At 59.5% G+C, this 17,245-nt stretch carries 12 protein-coding genes; 7 read left to right on the top strand and 5 right to left on the bottom strand.

Annotated elements, in window-relative coordinates:
* The first annotated feature begins 320 nt into the window (after positions 1-320).
* From CLV83_RS11710 to CLV83_RS11700, 3 genes are read left to right on the top strand one after another with little or no spacing between them, the layout of a single operon-like run.
* Positions 321-1,763, top strand: a complete 1,443-nt coding sequence (locus CLV83_RS11710) for a sensor histidine kinase (RefSeq protein ID WP_165900291.1) — start codon at positions 321-323, stop codon at positions 1,761-1,763.
* The gene (locus tag CLV83_RS11705; protein WP_132292204.1) at positions 1,756-2,274 is read left to right on the top strand and encodes a hypothetical protein; all 519 of its coding nucleotides are present in this window, start codon (positions 1,756-1,758) and stop codon (positions 2,272-2,274) included. The genes CLV83_RS11710 and CLV83_RS11705 overlap by 8 nt, the downstream gene beginning before the upstream one ends.
* Positions 2,271-3,665, top strand: a complete 1,395-nt coding sequence (locus CLV83_RS11700; RefSeq protein WP_132292201.1) for a sigma 54-interacting transcriptional regulator — start codon at positions 2,271-2,273, stop codon at positions 3,663-3,665. Before CLV83_RS11705 ends, CLV83_RS11700 begins: the two co-directional genes overlap by 4 nt.
* Positions 3,666-3,724: 59 nt before the next feature.
* Here CLV83_RS11700 and CLV83_RS11695 read toward each other — a convergent pair whose 3' ends face one another.
* Positions 3,725-4,264 (bottom strand): PRC-barrel domain-containing protein, encoded by a 540-nt coding sequence (locus CLV83_RS11695; protein WP_132292198.1) that lies wholly within the window; start codon positions 4,262-4,264, stop codon positions 3,725-3,727.
* A 363-nt stretch (positions 4,265-4,627) separates the two neighbouring features.
* Between CLV83_RS11695 and CLV83_RS11690 the strand changes: the two genes are divergently transcribed.
* Complete coding sequence (locus CLV83_RS11690; RefSeq protein WP_132292195.1) at positions 4,628-6,703, top strand: ATP-binding protein; 2,076 nt, start codon at positions 4,628-4,630, stop codon at positions 6,701-6,703.
* A gap of 43 nt (positions 6,704-6,746) precedes the next feature.
* Here CLV83_RS11690 and CLV83_RS11685 read toward each other — a convergent pair whose 3' ends face one another.
* The 4 genes from CLV83_RS11685 to CLV83_RS11670 all read right to left on the bottom strand — a co-directional run bounded on the left by CLV83_RS11685 (position 6,747) and on the right by CLV83_RS11670 (position 11,535).
* Positions 6,747-7,601 carry an urea transporter gene (locus CLV83_RS11685; protein WP_132292192.1) on the bottom strand — a complete coding sequence of 285 codons (855 nt, stop codon included), beginning with the start codon at positions 7,599-7,601 and terminating at the stop codon, positions 6,747-6,749.
* Positions 7,602-7,745: 144 nt separating this feature from the next.
* A complete protein-coding gene (locus CLV83_RS11680; protein ID WP_132292189.1) occupies positions 7,746-8,462 on the bottom strand; it encodes a DUF5020 family protein in 717 nt (238 codons plus the stop codon).
* 199 nt (positions 8,463-8,661) lie between these two features.
* Positions 8,662-10,008 (bottom strand): 8-oxoguanine deaminase, encoded by a 1,347-nt coding sequence (locus CLV83_RS11675; RefSeq protein WP_132292186.1) that lies wholly within the window; start codon positions 10,006-10,008, stop codon positions 8,662-8,664.
* Between the two features lie 75 nt (positions 10,009-10,083).
* Positions 10,084-11,535, bottom strand: coding sequence for a nucleobase:cation symporter-2 family protein (locus tag CLV83_RS11670; protein ID WP_132292183.1), 1,452 nt, complete (start codon positions 11,533-11,535; stop codon positions 10,084-10,086).
* A 953-nt stretch (positions 11,536-12,488) separates the two neighbouring features.
* Here CLV83_RS11670 and xdhA point away from each other — a divergent pair.
* Genes xdhA through xdhC form a run of 3 tightly spaced genes read left to right on the top strand, consistent with a single transcriptional unit; the run spans position 12,489 to position 17,199 of the window.
* The gene (gene xdhA, locus CLV83_RS11665; RefSeq protein WP_132292180.1) at positions 12,489-13,940 is read left to right on the top strand and encodes a xanthine dehydrogenase small subunit; all 1,452 of its coding nucleotides are present in this window, start codon (positions 12,489-12,491) and stop codon (positions 13,938-13,940) included.
* Positions 13,933-16,326, top strand: a complete 2,394-nt coding sequence (xdhB, locus tag CLV83_RS11660; RefSeq protein WP_132292177.1) for a xanthine dehydrogenase molybdopterin binding subunit — start codon at positions 13,933-13,935, stop codon at positions 16,324-16,326. Before xdhA ends, xdhB begins: the two co-directional genes overlap by 8 nt.
* Positions 16,327-16,371: 45 nt before the next feature.
* Positions 16,372-17,199 (top strand): xanthine dehydrogenase accessory protein XdhC, encoded by an 828-nt coding sequence (gene xdhC / locus CLV83_RS11655; protein WP_132292174.1) that lies wholly within the window; start codon positions 16,372-16,374, stop codon positions 17,197-17,199.
* Positions 17,200-17,245: the final 46 nt, after the last annotated feature.

Below are 17,245 nucleotides of genomic sequence, written 5' to 3'. Positions count from 1 at the left end.
AAGCTCAGGATGCCCTTGCTAAGCCGTATGTACAAAGCACGGAGTGTGCCAAAACAAATTAATTCCTAATTATCAACAACTTAAATAACTTTGGCTTTATCTCGACTTTTTTTCGCTTACCCCGCTGTCGCCTCCAGGCGACTTCCACAGACCGTACCGCCAATAGCCCTTAAAATACAATAAGTTATGGCGTCGCCGCTCAGCGACAAGCGGTTTTGACGCCAGACTCCCCGCGCAACAAGCATGGTAGAATGTTCTGCCAGAGAAGATATCTAACGACCGTCGCGCCGATCAGAAGGAATACCGATCCTGTGCCGCTAATGCCACGTCATCTCCCCTCTTTCCCCGGTTTGCTGATTACCGGCTTTATTCTGGTCGTGCTGCCACTACTGGGTGGCATCATCGGCATGACCTATGCGCTGGAGCAGATGGCCCTGGAAGGCCGCCGCTCGGTCACCATCAGCGCTCAGATTACCGGGGCCAGCCGCCAGCTCAGCGAAGCCGAAACAGCACTGAAGCGCGCCGCGGGTCAATACTTCGTGCTTGAGGACCCATCGCTGAAAGAACGTCTGGACCGGGCACACTTGCGCTTTACCGAGGTACTCGATCACCTGGAGTCCCTACCCTGGAGCCTGGAGCTGGCGCAGCAGGTAGTGGACCTGTCACGACAGGAGCAAAGGCTGTACCAACAGCTGGCGAATGCCCCTGCCAGCGGTAGCTATGACACCTATAAACTGGAGTTCGACAGGCTGGATCTGGCCACGGAGCTACTCAGCGAAGCGACCACCGACTATATTCGCGACCACCTGGTCACCGGTATGAACGACACCGCCAGCGAGATCCAAAGCGCCATGATCTACCTGGCCGCCGGCATGATCCTGCTGTCGCTGCTGCTCGCCGCCATCTTTGCCTGGCTGCTCAGCCGACCGGTACGTAAGCTGTCCGCCAATATCCGCCGCCTGGGACAGAATGACCTGGAGAGCCCGATCAATATTCACGGTCCGCGCGACCTTGAGCTTCTGGGTCAGCAGCTTGAGTGGCTGCGCTGCCGCCTGCTGGAGCTGGAGGAGAAAAAGCTTAACTTCTTCCGTGAAGTCTCCCATGAACTGAAAACCCCACTGACCAACATGCTTGAAGCCGTCTCCCTGCTGCGTGACGAGGTCACCGGCCCACTTACAACGCAGCAGAGCGAAGTGGTGGAGATCATGCGTGGCAGTGCCTTTAACCTGCGCCAGCGCATAGAAGATCTGCTGCGTTACAACGAAGCGATCGCGCAAGCCTCGCTGGAGCCTGACTGGTTCGAACTGCAGCCGCTGATCGATGAGATCAAAAGCCGCTTCGATCTGACACTGCGCAGCCAGCAGCTCCGCTGGGAAAGCCAGCTTGAGCCGGTTCAGCTCAAGGCGGATCGCAACCGTCTCAGCGTGGCGCTGGAGAACCTGATCAGTAACGCGATTCGCTTCAGCCCCAAGGGCGGAGTGCTTGGCATCGACGCCAGCTGCGACGGCGAGACCCTGCGCATCAGCGTCAGGGATCAGGGCCCCGGCATCGCCGAAAGCCAGACCGAACTGCTGTTCCAGCCGTTTTACAAGGGAACCCGGCAACCCCAGGGCACTCTGAAAGGCAGCGGGCTGGGGCTTGCCATCGCCAAAACCCATATAGAACAGCTCGGCGGTACACTCAGTCTCAAGCCTTCCGCTGAGCCTGGCGCCCATTTTGAAATATCACTACCGAACAACAAGGAGACTCCCCCTCGTGGATAGGAGGATAACTGCGCTCGCCGTGCTCGCCATCACCTTACTGGCAGGCTGTGCGTCCAAGGATCAGAGCAACCCGGAACCGGCCCGTCAGCACGCGATACCGGCGAACCCGATGCTCGGCGAGATGCTCGACTGCCTCGCCTCACAGGAACAGCTGAGCCTGAATCAACGCCAACAGCTGCTGACATCGCGCTTTGACGGCTCAAGGTCACAGCCGGCGGCGGAGCAGTTCCATCACGCCTGCCTGCTGGGACACACCCAGGCGACGAATGACGAGCTGCGCCAGGCCCAGCAGATTCTCGGTACTCTGACCCGCAACCCGGAGTTTGCCACCGACGAGCGTCAGGCACTGCTAGCGATCTATCAGCGCAAGCTGGAGCTGATGCTGGCGCTGCGTCAGCAGGTGCAGGAAACCCGCGAATACAGAGACAAGATCGAACAGCTGAAAGGCCTTGAGGAGGAGCTGGAAATCGAGGTACCGATGACCACTGACCTGTCAGAGGTGCGCCCATGAGCAACGTTCACCGCACCGTACTGCTGGTGGACGATGATGCCGGCCTGCTGCAACTGTTATCGATCCGGCTGAGATCGGCCGGTTTCTCCGTGGAAACCGCCGCCAGCGCGGAGCAGGCTCTGGCCCGTATCGCGGTGTCTCGCCCCGGCGCGGTGGTGACCGATCTACGCATGGATGGGATGAGCGGCATGGAGCTGTTCGAGCGCATCCAGAGCGAAGACCCGGCGCTGCCGGTGATCCTGCTGACCGCCCACGGCACCATTCCGGACGCAGTCCGCGCGACCCAGCGCGGTCTGTTCGGCTACCTGACCAAACCCTTCGACGATAACGCCCTGCTGGAACTGCTGCAGCAAGCCCTCGCGGCGCCCGGCTGTACCGATAGTTCGGATGGCGCAGCAGCCAGTGGCGATCAGGCCTGGCGGGCCGATATCCAGACCGCCAGCCCCGCCATGGAAGCGCTGCTGGCGGACGCCGAGCTGGTGGCCGCCAGTGAAGCCAGCGTCCTGATCCAGGGCCCCTCCGGCGCCGGCAAAGAGGTACTGGCCCAGGCGCTGCATCGCGCCAGCCCGAGGCGCGATAAACCGATGGTGGCGATCAACTGTGCCGCCATCCCCGAGCAGCTGCTGGAGTCGGAGCTTTTCGGTCACGCCAAGGGCGCCTTCACCGGCGCTACCAGTGCCCACAAGGGCCTGTTCCAGACCGGGTCTGGCGGCACCGTATTTCTTGATGAAATCGGCGATATGCCGCTGGCACTGCAGGCGAAACTGCTGCGCGTGCTGCAGGACCGGGAGATCCGCCCCGTCGGCGCCAGCCAGACGCTTCCGGTGGATGTCCGCATTGTCTCGGCAACACACCGCAACCTGGAAAACGCCATCGCCAGCGGCGAGTTTCGTGAAGATCTCTACTACCGCCTCAACGTGGTCACGCTGACGCTGCCATCACTGCGCCAGCGGCGCGAGGATATCCCCCTGCTGGCACGCCATTTTCTGACCCAACTGCAGGCCAAACATCCGCACCGCGCCAAGGACTTTACGCCGGACGCGCTGGAACGTCTGGTCGCCTATGACTGGCCGGGCAACATCCGTCAGCTGCTAAACGTGGTGGAGCAGTGCTGCGTACTCTGCACCACAGCGCTGGTGCCGGTCACGCTGGTAGAGCGCGCACTGCAACAGAAAAGCCCCAGCATCCGCACCTATTCGGAGGCCAAGGAGGCGTTCGAGCGGGATTACCTGGTACAGCTACTGAAGATCACCAACGGCCAGGTTACACAGGCCGCCAGGCTGGCGGGACGCAACCGCACCGAGTTCTACCGTCTGCTGCAGCGCAACCACCTGACGCCGGGGATGTTCAAGGAAGGCGGCGACAAGGAAGGTGGCGAGAGCGAGGGCTGATGCCCAGAGAGCGCTCTGCGGGCCCGGTTGAGTCGGGCCCGCGGGAGAGGCGAGTCGAACTATCTGGAGCTGGTTTCAAACGCGGAAAACTGACTGATCGGGCGATCTTCCGGGCTCACCCGGGTATAACGATCATCGCTGTATTTCTTGCTCATCTGCAGCTCCGACTCGGTCATCGCCACATGCACATCCCCCTTCCTCAGCCTCAGCTCATCCAGCGGAACCGCGTAGCGTTGCTCGCCAAAGCCGAGGAAACCACCGGTGCTGATCACCGCATAGATGCGCCCGCTGATCCGGTCGCTGACGATTCTGCTCAGCTCACCGAGCGTCTGGTCGCCAACTCCGACCACATGGCCGCCGATCAACTGTTTCGGGCTCAAATCGTAGAGCGCCAGCGCTTCGGGAGAAGCCAGTACAAAGCTCGCTTCGTTATTTGAGGCGACCTCCAATGGGGGCATCACCACCTTGGTACCGGACGCCACCACCTCTTCGACCTTAACGGTCAGGGCACCGGAAATCCCGTCACTGGCCCATACGGAACTGATGCCTGCGGCCATAAGCGCCATCACCAACCCTGTCGGGCGAACCAACTTGTTCATCGGAACCTCCACTTTTCTTATCCTAAACACCGGAGCCTTTTCCGGTATGCTGCCCGGCTCTAACGCAATAACCGCGCCAGCGCGCTATCTGTCCGTCTCTATGCCAATAACCACGGGCGATTCAGCCAAACACCCGGTATCATTCGCTGGCTGACGGGGGGTGCCACAGAGACTAAGCTGTCGGGAAGAGGCGACCCGCTTAAAAGCCCCCCAACAGCAAATAGATAAAAAGAAGGTATTCAGCGGCAGTCATTCATTGACCGGGACCAGCGCAGGCGAGATCGATTCCATGCAGAATCAATATTCCCGCAGGCCAGCCCCATTTCCGTTTACAGGCTGCCTGATCACTGATAATGAGTAGTTATGGAGAATCCAATGGGTTCGGCGCCGATGTCCGCGCATGAAAAAGCACGCTTGCAGGCGCTGAGCAACTACAGAATCATCGACGCCGATACCGGACTGCTTGAGCTGAGCCGGCTGGCCGCCTATATCTGTGACCTGCCGGTAGCGCTTATCAGCCTGATCGACGCGGACCGGCTCTGGTTCCGTTGCCGGGTCGGTCTCGATATTCTGCAGACACCGAGGCAGGCATCCTTTTGTGACCGCACCATCCGCCAGACCGAGATGCTGGAGGTGGAAGATGCGGACAAAGACCCGCGCTTCCGCGAAAACCCGCTGGTCAAACACCGGCCGCATATCCGCTTTTACGCCGGCGTTCCGCTGATCACCCCCGATGGCTATGCCCTCGGGACTCTCTGTGTCATGGCCTTCGAACCTCACAAGCTGACCTCATCACAGCGGCACGCACTGCAGACCCTGGCCACTCAGGTGATGGCCAACCTGGAACTACTGAGAACCAGTGAGGAGCTGAAGCGTGCCAACGGCCAGGTGGAACAGGAACATGTGCGCAAGGCGCGCTTCCTTGCCAACATGAGTCACGGCTTCAGCGCGCCGATCAGTGGCCTGACCAGCGCACTGCAGCAGCTGGAGTCGGAATCCCAGAGCGGTAACGCCCGTCAGCATATCCGCGATGCGCTTCAGGCATCCCGTCACCTGACCCAGATCGTCGACGACATCTTCGATTATTCACGCATCGAGAGTAACGACCTGCAGCTCGACTGCCGGCCCATGGAGCTGGATAACCTGCTGCGCAAGCTGGCCGCCCTGCTCTCCTCCCAGGTGGGCGATAAACCCCTGGACCTCTGGTTCGATATCGACCCCGATGTGCCGGAACTGTTGATCGCCGATGAGCTGCGCCTGTCACAGGTGCTACTGCATCTGGGCGAGAACGCGGTCAAGTTCACCGAACACGGCCGGGTGGTCATCAAACTCTCCAACCTGGGCAGGGAAAAAGACCGCATCAAGCTGCATTTCGAGGTGATCGATACTGGTATCGGCATCTCCCCGGAGCAGCAGCACCGGGTATTCGAGGCGTTCCGTCAAGCGGATGGCATGATCAGCAAACGCTTTGGTGGCACCGGTCTGGGCCTCGCGATCAGCCGCGAGCTGGTCGACATGATGGGCGGCGAACTGGAGTTCAAAAGCGAATACGGCCTCGGCGCCCGCTTCTACTTCACACTCAATCTCGCCCTTCCCCAGGAAGACAGCGCCACCGAGGAGGCTTCCGATGCCGAGCCCCCTTCACCCAAGATACTGATCGTCAGCAAGTCGGAAGTGGGCCGCCGCATCATCTCCAATCTCAGCCATACGCTGGGCTGGAACACCTACTTGGCCACATCCGGCGCCTCGGCCCTGAGCGTCTGTGAGCAGGAAAGCCAGATCGACGCCATTCTGATCGACACCCCGACACTGACCCGCCAGGACCGCAGCCTCTGGGAACACCTGGATAGCCTACCGATTGAGCAGCGCCCGGTATGCATCGGCTTTTCGCGCCGTTACAACCCGCAGTCAGGCCAAGCCGAACTGCCCGATGCAGAACTGACCAAGCCGATCGTGCCCTCCATTCTTGCGGAACGGTTTAATCAGATCGCCCAGGCACGCCAGGTAGGCCCCGACGCGATTCCAGTACTCAACGATCCGCTCCAGGCCGACTCCCCACTGGCCGGCGTGCGCCTGCTGCTGGTCGAGGACAACCGCGTCAACGCCACCGTGGCCACGCTGCTGCTGGAAACCGAAGGCGCCCAGGTGATCTGGAAGCGCAACGGCGAGGAGGCGTACCGCTTCTTTACCGATGAAGCCGAGCCGGTGGATATTGTCCTGATGGACCTGGAGATGCCGGTGATGGATGGTTTTTCCGCCACCGAGAATATCCGCCACGACCGACAGTGGGACCAGATCCCCATCGTCGCCCTTGGGATAAAAAGCAGCGAAGAGATCCGCAGCCGCTGTCTGGATGCCGGTATGCAGGACTGCCTGGATAAACCCTTCGACAGCACGAAGCTGGTTCACACCATACTGGGACAGCTCAAAAAGAAATAAACAGCCGCTTTTTGTTCTTAGCTTGCGGGCCGGGTCTGACAGACTAACCCTGCGCCCGCTCCTGCCCCCAGCGTCCCAGGCGCCCGCTTAACGAGAACGCAAGCCAACACACCATAACGAACGGGGCGGTCAGCACCGGTACGCCGGTACGTTCCAACCACCCCGTCAGGACAACACTCAAAAGCACCGCAGCGATCAGCGTCAGCGCATCGGATTCTCTGCGGTTCGACAGCGCCATCGCCACCAGCACCGCGTTGTAGGCGTAAAAGCCGCTGAAAACGACCTTCTCCGCCTCACCCAACAGAAAGGCAAAACCACTGCTGATCACCACGGCGACAGCTGCCCAGCAGAAAGCCCTGCGGGAGGCAACGGCAACACCCAGCAACACCAGCAGGCATGACAGCGGATTATGCAGAAATAGCACCTGGCCAAACCCCAGCAGCAGGTTGTCCAGCCCCGTTCGGCTAACCGGCTCAACCGCTACAGGCTCCACACCGACAAACGCCGTTATCAGCCAGATAGAGAGAATAAAGGGTGTGGTGAAAACCTGAGCGCCAAGCGGCTCAATCAGCAGCCGCACCAACAGCGTACTGAGCAGCGCCGCCAGGGCGACAATCACCACCAGATCGATATCGGGTGGCCAATACACCGCACAGGCCAGGCCCACCAAGGCACCGTTGTAACCGTAGAGCCCCTGCTCGATATGCTCTCTGCAGGCGCCCAACAACAGCGCTGCGGCATTAGCGACCAGGCTTGCGCCAACGGCAGCCAGGCACATCCATAGCGAGTTGAGCGCAATGGCAGCTAGAAAAAGCAGCCCGGTCAGTGCGTTCGAATGCAGCATGATCTGGCTGAAGCCGAGCAGAAGCGCGCGGCAGAATCGATACTCTGCAGTCACCTGTTTGCCTTCAGAAACATGAGAGAAATAAAAAGAGCGCCAGCCGGTGACTACTCCGAAAGGCGCCGGGAAAAACTCACACCGCTGCAGGATGAAAGGGAAAACCCACGGGGTGTGATCTAGAAACGAGCATTAATAGGCAGGTCAGAAATGCCACTTCAGCAGGAACGAGGGATTACGCTCATCGATTCCGTCGATCCCGAACTTGTTGTTCCAGTGGGCATACTCAACGCCGACATAGACCGGTGCCCTGGCATCGAACAGCTTGCCGACGTTCCATTTAAGCTGAGAGGTGAAGTTCATTTCCGCCGCATGGTCGGACTCGCTGGTGGACCAGTCGAGGAAGCCGTCATAGAGAAACTCGGCGCTGCCAAGCTCGAACGGCAACCCCCAGGTCAGCGTCAGCTGCTGGTCGTCGTCCTTGTTCTCGTTGTTAACGTGATAGAGGTTGGCATTGAAGTAGCGAAAGCCAGGAACATCCAGGCTGATGCCGATACCGGCAAGATAGTCATCAAAGCCCTCCCCGCTTTCCCAGGTAGCGGAGAGCAGAAGATCCTTCACCGGGCCAAAGGAGAGATCGCGCCCGGTCAGGTTGACCAGGCTCAGCCGCGGCGACAGCTCCATGTAGTTTTCGGTGTAACCGTTGTCTGACTTCAAACGGTCGAGGAAGAAGAAGTTATCGCCCCAGCTATGAGCGCTGGCGTGTTCGACAGTGATTACCTGGCGGTCATCGTCTCCCACCTCATACTCACTGCCGTTCAGATAGGTCAGGCTGAACGTACTCCAGAGCTGCTCGGCGGACGCCGGTGAGCAGATAAGAGCGCCGGTCAAAAGGCAGCCTGCTGTTGTTTTTATTTTCATTTGAGCACCATCCTTCATTGTTATTTTTAGGGTTTCGTTGAGGTGAATGCGGCCCTGCCGGCCCTGGGCGGGACAGCATGTTCAAAGGGATTCATAGAAACAGGTTGAGTGGGAGCGCGCGGGGCGCTCCCGTTTCTCTGAGCCTTGCGCTTAACCTGGCGTTGAGTGTTGCTCTCGGCTGTTCACTAGCCGGAAAGCATCAGGCGGCGAGCTTGAGGGCCAGGCGTTTCTGCCGCTTGATCAACTCTTTAAGATCAAGGCCAAGGATCGCGCCATCGCGTACTCGCCACTGCCCCGCCACCATGACCTGATCAGCCTGATGGGCACCGCAGAGCACCAGCGCAGCCAGCGGATCGCCGGCACCGGCAAAGCGCAGTTCATCGAGCCGGAACAGGGCGATATCCGCCTGCATACCGACTTTCAGAGCTCCGAGGTCTTCGCGGCCCAGGCAGCGCGCCGAGCCTTCGGTGGCCCAGCGGAGCACCTTCTGATGGGTAATCTCGGAGGCCTCGTAACGCAGTCTGCCGAGCAGGAACGCCTGGCGTACCTCCTGGATCATGTTGGAACCATCGTTGGAGGCAGAACCGTCCACACCCAGCCCCACCGGAGAGCCGGCACGTTCCAGATCCAGGGTCGGACAAAGGCCCGAGGCCAGCAGCATGTTCGATGACGGGCAGTGGGCGATACCGGTTCCCGCCGCTCCGAGACGGCGGATCTCTTCGTCATTGAAGTGGATACCGTGAGCCAGCCATACCCGGTCACTGAGCCAGCCCACCTTTTCCAGGTAATCCAGCGGTCTCAGACCAAACATCTTTTCGCAGAACGCGGTCTCATCGTGGGTCTCGGCCAGATGGGTATGCAGACGCACGCCGTGTTTTTCCGCCAGCTGGGCACTGGCTTTCATCAGGCTTTCGCTGACCGAGAAGGGAGAACAGGGTGCCAGCGCCACCCGGCTCATGGCGCCGGGTTCAGCCCGATGATAGCGCTGGATCAGCCGTTCGCTGTCAGCCAGGATGCTGTCTTCATCCTGCACTGTGCTCTGCGGCGGCAGACCGCCATCCTCTTCGCCAAGGCTCATGGAGCCACGCGTCAGGTGCACACGCATGCCCAGCTTTTCCGCCTGCGCCATCTGGATATCGATGGCGTCCTCCAGCCCCTCGGGGAAGAGGTAGTGATGATCGCTCGCCGTAGTACAGCCGGAGAGCAGCAGCTCCGCCAGCGCCACCTGGGTCGAGACCTCGACCATCTCCTCCCCTAGCCTGGCCCAGACCGGGTAAAGGCTTTTCAGCCAGCTGAACAAGGATTTGTTCAACGCCCCCGGGAAAGCCCGGGTCAGCGTCTGGTAAAAGTGATGATGGCCGTTGATCAGCCCGGGTAACATCACATGTTCATGAGCATCAAACTGCTCATCGACGGGTGCGGCCGGCGCCTCTCCTGCGGCCAGCACTTCGACAATGCGCGATCCTTCGATAACCACACCACCGGCACTTGCCTTGTCCAGGGTTGCCAGCGGTGACTTAATCCAGATACGTCGGGAAGCGTTCACTAAGTTGTTCCAGTTTATCGTTGTAGGTTAATGATCGTTTAATGATCGTTTGATAATGGCTTGATGGTGAGTTGATTAACTGTTGGCCGGGCGGGACACCGCGGCACGGGACATGGAGCGTTTTTCCGCCTCACTGCTCTCGGAATTTTCAGCCGTGACAGCCGGCTCGGCAGCGGTTTCCGGTGCCACATCCATATTCTGCGGCAGCAGGAAGTTAAGAATGATCGCAGACAGGGCACCGATGGTCAGCGGAGAGCCGATGATGTTCTTCAGCCCCTGCGGCATGGCGGACAGCACTTCAGGCACACCGGCCACCCCCAGCCCCATACCGATAGAGATCGCGGTGATCAGCATGTTGCGGCGGTTCAGCCCCGCTTCCGCAATGATCTTCACCCCGGCCATGGCGACAGTACCGAACATAATCAGCGTCGCACCGCCCAGCACCGGCTTGGGCATCTGCTGCAATATGCCGCCAATAATCGGGAACAGGCCCAGCAGCGCCAGGATCGCTGCGATAAAGATCGCCACGTGGCGGCTGGCTACACCGGTGAGCTGAATCACACCGTTGTTCTGGCTGAAGGTGGTCATCGGCAGGCTGTTCAGGGTGGAAGCGATAGCAGAGTTGACGCCGTCAGCCAGTACTCCGGCCTTGATGCGACGGATGTAGACAGGGCCATCCACCGGCTGACGGGAGACCATGCTGTTGGCGGTCAGGTCACCGGTGGTTTCCAATGCGGTGATCATGTAGATGATCGCAATCGGCATAAAGGCGGCAAAGTCGAAGCTGAAGCCATATTTAAAGGGTACGGGAATAGCGATCAGGGAGAGTTCATCCAGGCCGCTGAAATCCACCTTGCCGATGGACCAGGCCACTACAAAGCCCAGGGTAAGGCCGATGATCACCGCACTCAGGCGCAGCATATGGAACTGAAAACGGTTGAAGATCACGATGGTGATCAGCACCACACCCGCCAGCGCCAGGTTAACCGGAGCCCCCAGATCCGGGGCATTCACGCCACCGGCGATATCGGTCATCGACACCTTGATCAGCGACAAACCGATCAGCGTAATGATGGTACCGGTCACCACCGGCGTGATGATCCGGCGCAGTTTATCGATAAAGCGGCTGATGAATATCTCAACGAAGGCCGCGAGGAAGCAGACACCGAAAATGGTGGAGAGAATCTCATCCGGCCCGCCGCCATTGCCTTTGACGATAAAGCCGGCAGCGAGAATGGAGCTGAGAAATGCAAAGCTGGTGCCCTGCACACATAACAGGCCGGAGCCGATCGGCCCGATCCGGCGGGCCTGAATAAACGTGCCGATACCGGACACGATCAGGGCCATACTCACCAGGTAGGGCACTTCACTGCCTAAACCCAGTACACCGCCCACGATCAGGGTGGGCGTAATGATACCGATAAAGCTCGCCAGCACATGCTGGAGCGCAGCGAACACCGATACCGAAAAGCGCGGTTTGTCATCCAGTCCGAAGACCAGATCGATCGTAGAGTCTTGCTTTGCCATTGTGAAAATACCTCGGGGAAGCTGTAAACCGGTCTATGGCGTCTCAGCGTGGCCTGAAGTGTTCAGGTACAAGGCGAGCTTTGCAGGCAATGGCCGTAGCCCTTGGCAAAAAGCTCAACGCTGTAGATGGACACTTCAAGCCGCGCCCTTCGGGGCTTACAGGCCGACACTCTCTCTGTGTTGGACTTTCTTGACGTAGCACCACTACGCCAGCAAAAGTCCGCCTTGAGAGTGCGCCGGCCTGTAAGCCTGAGATGACATCGACGGCTTCACAGCTTCCCTATTATTGTTGTTGGTCTTTCTCTCGCCGCATTCCGGCTGAAGCGCTTCCATGGCAGAGCGCGTTCACGACCGAGAGAATCACAAGCGTTGCAGGCAGGCTTTGAACCCGCAGGTCTAAAAACCTAATCGACCGGTCAGCTTTTGTCCACAATTCAGGCCCGGATTTGTATTCACTATATGAAAGGCTGTCTCCGCGCTTTCTCAAATCTAAAAAAGACCTTTACATTCAAACAGTAAAGCCAACCTACCTCCGACTGTTGTCGACCCAGAGCCAATCAAATAACGCGATAATAAGAATGTTCCATCGACCTGGAGCCACCCGTATTCGGCAAAAACAAAGAATTCACTTTGTACACAAAACACCATGAAAAAAAGTACACGAAACACCGAGAATCACGAATAAACGAAACTATTAATCAATAAATTACTGATTCTTAATTTATTCATCTGCCAAACTCTCAATTGACAGATTTTCTATCTACAAAGACACGCCATTTACTGACTTAAGAGTCAGATTTAAAGTTGACTCAAAAGTCAGCTTTCACTTTAATCAGTCAAAACCCAGGGAGCTCGGCACTGCAAAGCTCCGAATAACTGAGCACTCAGCTCCTCAGTGACAAACACCTCAAAGATAAACACCTCAGTAATAAACATAAGAAAGGAGGCCCTCCTTGATCAGGTTCCTACTCAACAGAGAGCTGCGGGTCGAAGAACAGCTGGACCCCAACATGACGGTGCTCAACTACCTGCGCACCAAGGCTCGTAAAACCGGCACCAAGGAGGGCTGCGCCTCGGGCGACTGCGGCGCCTGTACCGTTGTGCTGGGCGAACCGGACGGCGACCGTATCCGATATAAAAGCGTTAACTCCTGCCTCACCTTCGTCTCCGCCCTGAACGGCAAGCAGCTGATTACGGTGGAAGATCTGAAGCAGGGAAACCGGCTTCACCCCGCCCAGCAGGCGATGGTGGATTGCCACGGCAGCCAGTGTGGCTTCTGCACACCCGGCATCGTGATGTCGATGTTTGCCTTGGGTAAAAATAGTGCCAAGAACGTCGGCACACCGGGCAAAGAGGAGATCCACGAGGCCCTGGCCGGCAACCTTTGCCGCTGCACCGGCTACCGCCCCATCGTCGAAGCGGCCGAAAAGATGTACGACGATGTCACGCCCGACAGCTTCGATACCGAGCAGTCCGCCACGCTTGCCCGCCTGCGCGAGATCCAGCCACAGACCCAGGTAGAGCTTAGCGACGGAGCCAAAACCGCCTTTAACCCGAGCTCCCTGTCGGAGCTGGCCAGCCTGCTGGAACAGCACCCTGATGCCCGCCTGGTCGCTGGCGGCACTGACCTGGCGCTGGAAGTGACCCAGTTCCACCGCGAGATCCCCAGGCTTATTTATGTCGGCGATATCGCCGAGATGAAACAGGTCCGCGTCACTGATGAGCAGATCGAGCTCGGCGCCGCCGCGCCGCTGACCGACTGCTACCAGGCTCTGAGCCAGGACTATCCCGATTTCGGCGCCCTGCTTCACAGGTTCGCCTCCCTGCAGATCCGCAACCAGGGAACCCTGGGCGGCAATATCGGAAATGCCTCTCCGATTGGTGACTCACCGCCCGCCCTGATTGCGCTGGGTGCACAGCTTGTCCTCCGCAAGGGCGAGCAGACCCGGACCATTGATCTGCAGGATTATTTTATTGACTACAAGGTAACCGCCCAGCAGCCGGGTGAGTTTATCGAGAAGGTGCTTGTTCCCAGGGCCGCGGCTAATGGCGAGTTCCGTAGCTACAAGCTGTCCAAGCGGATCGATGACGATATCTCCGCGGTGCTCGGTTGTTTCAACCTGGTGGTCCGCGATGGTGTAGTCCAATCCGCCAGGATCGCCTACGGCGGTATGGCGGCCATTCCCAAACGCGCCAGCCTGTGCGAACAGGCGCTGACCGGCGCCGCCTGGAACCGCGACACCATCAACAAGGCAAAGCAGGCACTGGCGCAGGACTTTGCGCCGATCTCCGATTTCCGCGCCTCCCGCGAGTACCGCCAGGTAACCGCCGTCAACCTGCTGACCCGCTACTTTGTCGAGCTTGAATCCCCAGAAGCAGAAACACGGGTGACCGCCTATGTCTAACCACCAGAACAATAAAAAAAGTTACGCCGAGATGCTGGAACTTACCAAACAGGACCTGGTGACCGGCGTCGGCCGCAGCGTCAAACATGAGAGCGCGGCGAAGCAGGTCAGCGGCGAAGCAATCTACGTCGATGACCGCCTGGAGTTTCCGAACCAGCTGCATGTTTATGCGCGCATGTCCGAGAAGGCGCATGCCCGCATCACCAAACTGGACGTGACCCCCTGCTACAACTTCCCCGGTGTCGCCATCGCGATCACCGCCCAGGATGTGCCGGGCCAGCTGGATATCGGCGCCGTGGCGCCCGGCGATCCTCTGCTGGCAGACGGTGTGGTCGAGTACTACGGCCAGCCGGTACTAGCGGTGGCCGCCAACGACCTGGAAACCGCCCGCAAGGCGGCCATGGCCGCCATCGTCGAGTACGAGGAGCTGGAACCGGTACTGTCCGTGGAACAGGCGCTTGAGCAGGAGCACTTCGTCACCGAGCCGCATACTCACAAGCGCGGTGATTCCGCAGCGGCACTGGCGTCAGCCAAACACCGCATCAGCGGCAGCGCCCATATCGGTGGCCAGGAACATTTCTATCTGGAGACGCAGATCTCCTCGGTGGTGCCCACCGAAGATGGCGGCATGATCGTGTTTACTTCCAGCCAGAACCCCACCGAAATCCAGAAATTGGTGGCCGAGGTGCTGGGCGTCTCCTTCAATAACGTGCAGATCGATATGCGCCGCATGGGTGGCGGTTTCGGCGGCAAGGAGACCCAGGCAGCAATGCCGGCCTGCCTGGCCGCGGTTGTCGCACACCTCACCCGCCGACCGGCGAAGATGCGCCTGCCGCGTATGGAAGACATGATGATGACCGGCAAGCGTCACCCCTTCTTCAACCAGTATGAGGTGGGTTTTGACGACAGCGGCCTTATCACCGGTTGCGAGATGAAGCTGGCCGGTAACTGCGGTTACTCGCCGGATCTCTCCAACTCCATCGTCGACCGCGCCATGTTCCACAGCGATAACGGCTACTACCTGGGTGATGCCACCATCACCGGCTACCGCTGCAAGACCAACCTGGCGTCCAACACTGCTTATCGCGGCTTCGGCGGTCCCCAGGGGCTGATCATGCCGGAGATCATTCTGGACGATATCGCCCGCCGCCTGGGCAAGGACCCACTCGAGGTACGCAAGCACAACCTCTATGGCAGCGAAGGTCGCGACACCACCCACTACTTCCAGAAAGTAGAGGACAACGACCTGCCGGAGATGATTGCCGACCTGGAGGAGAGCTGCGAATACCAGAAGCGGCGCCGCAAGATCCGCCAGTACAACGCCAGCAGCCCGATCCTGAAAAAGGGTCTGGCACTGACGCCGGTGAAGTTCGGTATCTCCTTTACCGCCACCTTCCTTAACCAGGCCGGCGCGCTGATCCATATCTACACCGATGGCAGCATCCATCTGAACCACGGTGGCACCGAGATGGGCCAGGGGCTCAACACCAAGGTCGCCCAGATCGTGGCCGAAGAGTTCCAGGTGGACTTCGATACCATCAAGATCACCGCCACCAACACCGATAAGGTGCCGAACACCTCGCCCACCGCCGCCTCCTCCGGTGCGGATCTTAACGGCAAGGCGGCGCAGAACGCCGCGCGTACCATCAAGCAGCGCCTGATCGAGTTTGCCGCCCGCCACTTCAATGTGACCGAAGAGGATGTGAGCTTCAGCAACAACTACGTGGTGATCCGGGACGAAGTACTGCCGTTCGCCGAGTTTATTCAGCTGGCGTACTTCAACCAGATCTCGTTATCTAGCACCGGCTTCTACCGCACGCCGAAGATCTACTACGACCGCGACAACGCCCGAGGCCGCCCCTTCTACTACTTCGCTTACGGCGTCGCCTGCAGCGAGGTGGTGGTCGACACCCTGACCGGGGAATACAAGATCCTGCGCGCCGATATCCTCCACGATGTGGGCGCCTCGCTGAACCCGGCCATCGATATCGGCCAGGTCGAGGGCGCGTTCGTCCAGGGTGCCGGCTGGCTCACCTCGGAAGAGCTGGTCTGGAACGATCAGGGCCGCCTGATGACCTCGGGCCCCGCCAGCTACAAGATCCCGGCGATCACCGATATGCCGATCGACTTCCGTGTACGCCTGGTGGAGAACCGCAAGAACCGCGAAGACACCGTGTTCCACTCCAAGGCGGTGGGCGAGCCGCCGTTCATGCTCGGTATCTCCGTGTTCTGCGCCATCAAGGATGCCATCGCCAGCGTCGCCGACTACCGGGTCAGCCCGGCCATCGACGCGCCGGCCACGCCTGAGCGTGTGCTCTGGGCGATCCAGCGGATGGAAGCGTTCGCTCAACAGACCGACCCTGACACCGTCACCGAACCGGCCTGAATTCTCCGTAACCACAAAAACACTATAAAAATCGGGAGCTGAATCATGAACAGCGAGTGGATCAAGGCGCTGAGCCGGCTGGAAGCGGAGGCCACACCGGCGGTGATGATCACCGTGGTAGAGGAGCGTGGCTCCACGCCGCGCAACGCCGGCGCCAAGATGCTGGTCAGCGCCAGCGAGCGTTTCGACACCATCGGCGGCGGCCATCTGGAGCACAAGTCGATCAAAATCGCACGCGCCATGCTTGAGGAGAAACAGACCCAGCCACGGCTGGAGCGCTTCTCCCTCGGCGCCAGCCTCGGCCAGTGCTGCGGTGGCGCCACCACTCTGCTGTTCGAACCGCTTAACACCGGCATCGTGCAGATCGTGCTGTTCGGCGCCGGCCACGTGGGCCGGGCTCTGGTGCCGATCCTTGCCACCCTGCCCTGCCGTATCCGCTGGGTCGATGCCCGGGAGGATGAGTTCCCGGCAATGTTGCCGGAGGGTGTGGAAAAAGTGGTCAACGAGTTCCCTGTGGATGAGATCGCCCGGCAACCGGTCGACAGCTACTTCATTGTGATGACCCATAACCACCAGCTGGACCAGGAGCTCACCGAAGCGATCCTGAAGCGCAACGACTTCAGCTACTTCGGTTTGATCGGCTCCCAGACCAAACGCAAAAAGTTCGAGCACCGCCTCAAAGCCAAGGGCTTTGACGACTCCCTGCTGGAACGGATGACCTGCCCCATGGGCATCCCGGAGGTGAAGGGCAAACTGCCGGCGGAGATCGCCGTCTCCGTGGCCGGTGAGGTGATCGCCCAGTACAACGCCTCGTTCGGCGTTGAAACCCAGCCCCTCGTGCAAACCAAGGCGCTGGAAAGACTGGCCGTCTGACCGCCCTGTTTATCCCCTTAGTCAGCACTCGCTAACGCTGCTCTCA

The sequence above is a fragment of the Marinobacterium mangrovicola genome, assembly GCF_004339595.1.
GTDB lineage: Bacteria > Pseudomonadota > Gammaproteobacteria > Pseudomonadales > Balneatricaceae > Marinobacterium_D > Marinobacterium_D mangrovicola.
The sequence above is the reverse complement of the archived record's forward strand: the minus strand, read 5'-3'. Positions and strand labels throughout refer to the sequence as shown.

Bases quoted from the DNA above. Each gene is read 5' to 3' on its own strand.
- CLV83_RS11690 (WP_132292195.1), top strand. From the start codon at position 4,628: ATGGAGAATCCAATGGGTTCGGCGCCGATGTCCGCGCATGAAAAAGCA.
- CLV83_RS11700 (WP_132292201.1), top strand. From the start codon at position 2,271: ATGAGCAACGTTCACCGCACCGTACTGCTGGTGGACGATGATGCCGGC.
- CLV83_RS11680 (WP_132292189.1), bottom strand. From the start codon at position 8,462: ATGAAAATAAAAACAACAGCAGGCTGCCTTTTGACCGGCGCTCTTATC.
- CLV83_RS11710 (WP_165900291.1), top strand. From the start codon at position 321: ATGCCACGTCATCTCCCCTCTTTCCCCGGTTTGCTGATTACCGGCTTT.
- xdhC (WP_132292174.1), top strand. From the start codon at position 16,372: ATGAACAGCGAGTGGATCAAGGCGCTGAGCCGGCTGGAAGCGGAGGCC.
- xdhB (WP_132292177.1), top strand. From the start codon at position 13,933: ATGTCTAACCACCAGAACAATAAAAAAAGTTACGCCGAGATGCTGGAA.
- CLV83_RS11695 (WP_132292198.1), bottom strand. From the start codon at position 4,264: ATGAACAAGTTGGTTCGCCCGACAGGGTTGGTGATGGCGCTTATGGCC.
- CLV83_RS11670 (WP_132292183.1), bottom strand. From the start codon at position 11,535: ATGGCAAAGCAAGACTCTACGATCGATCTGGTCTTCGGACTGGATGAC.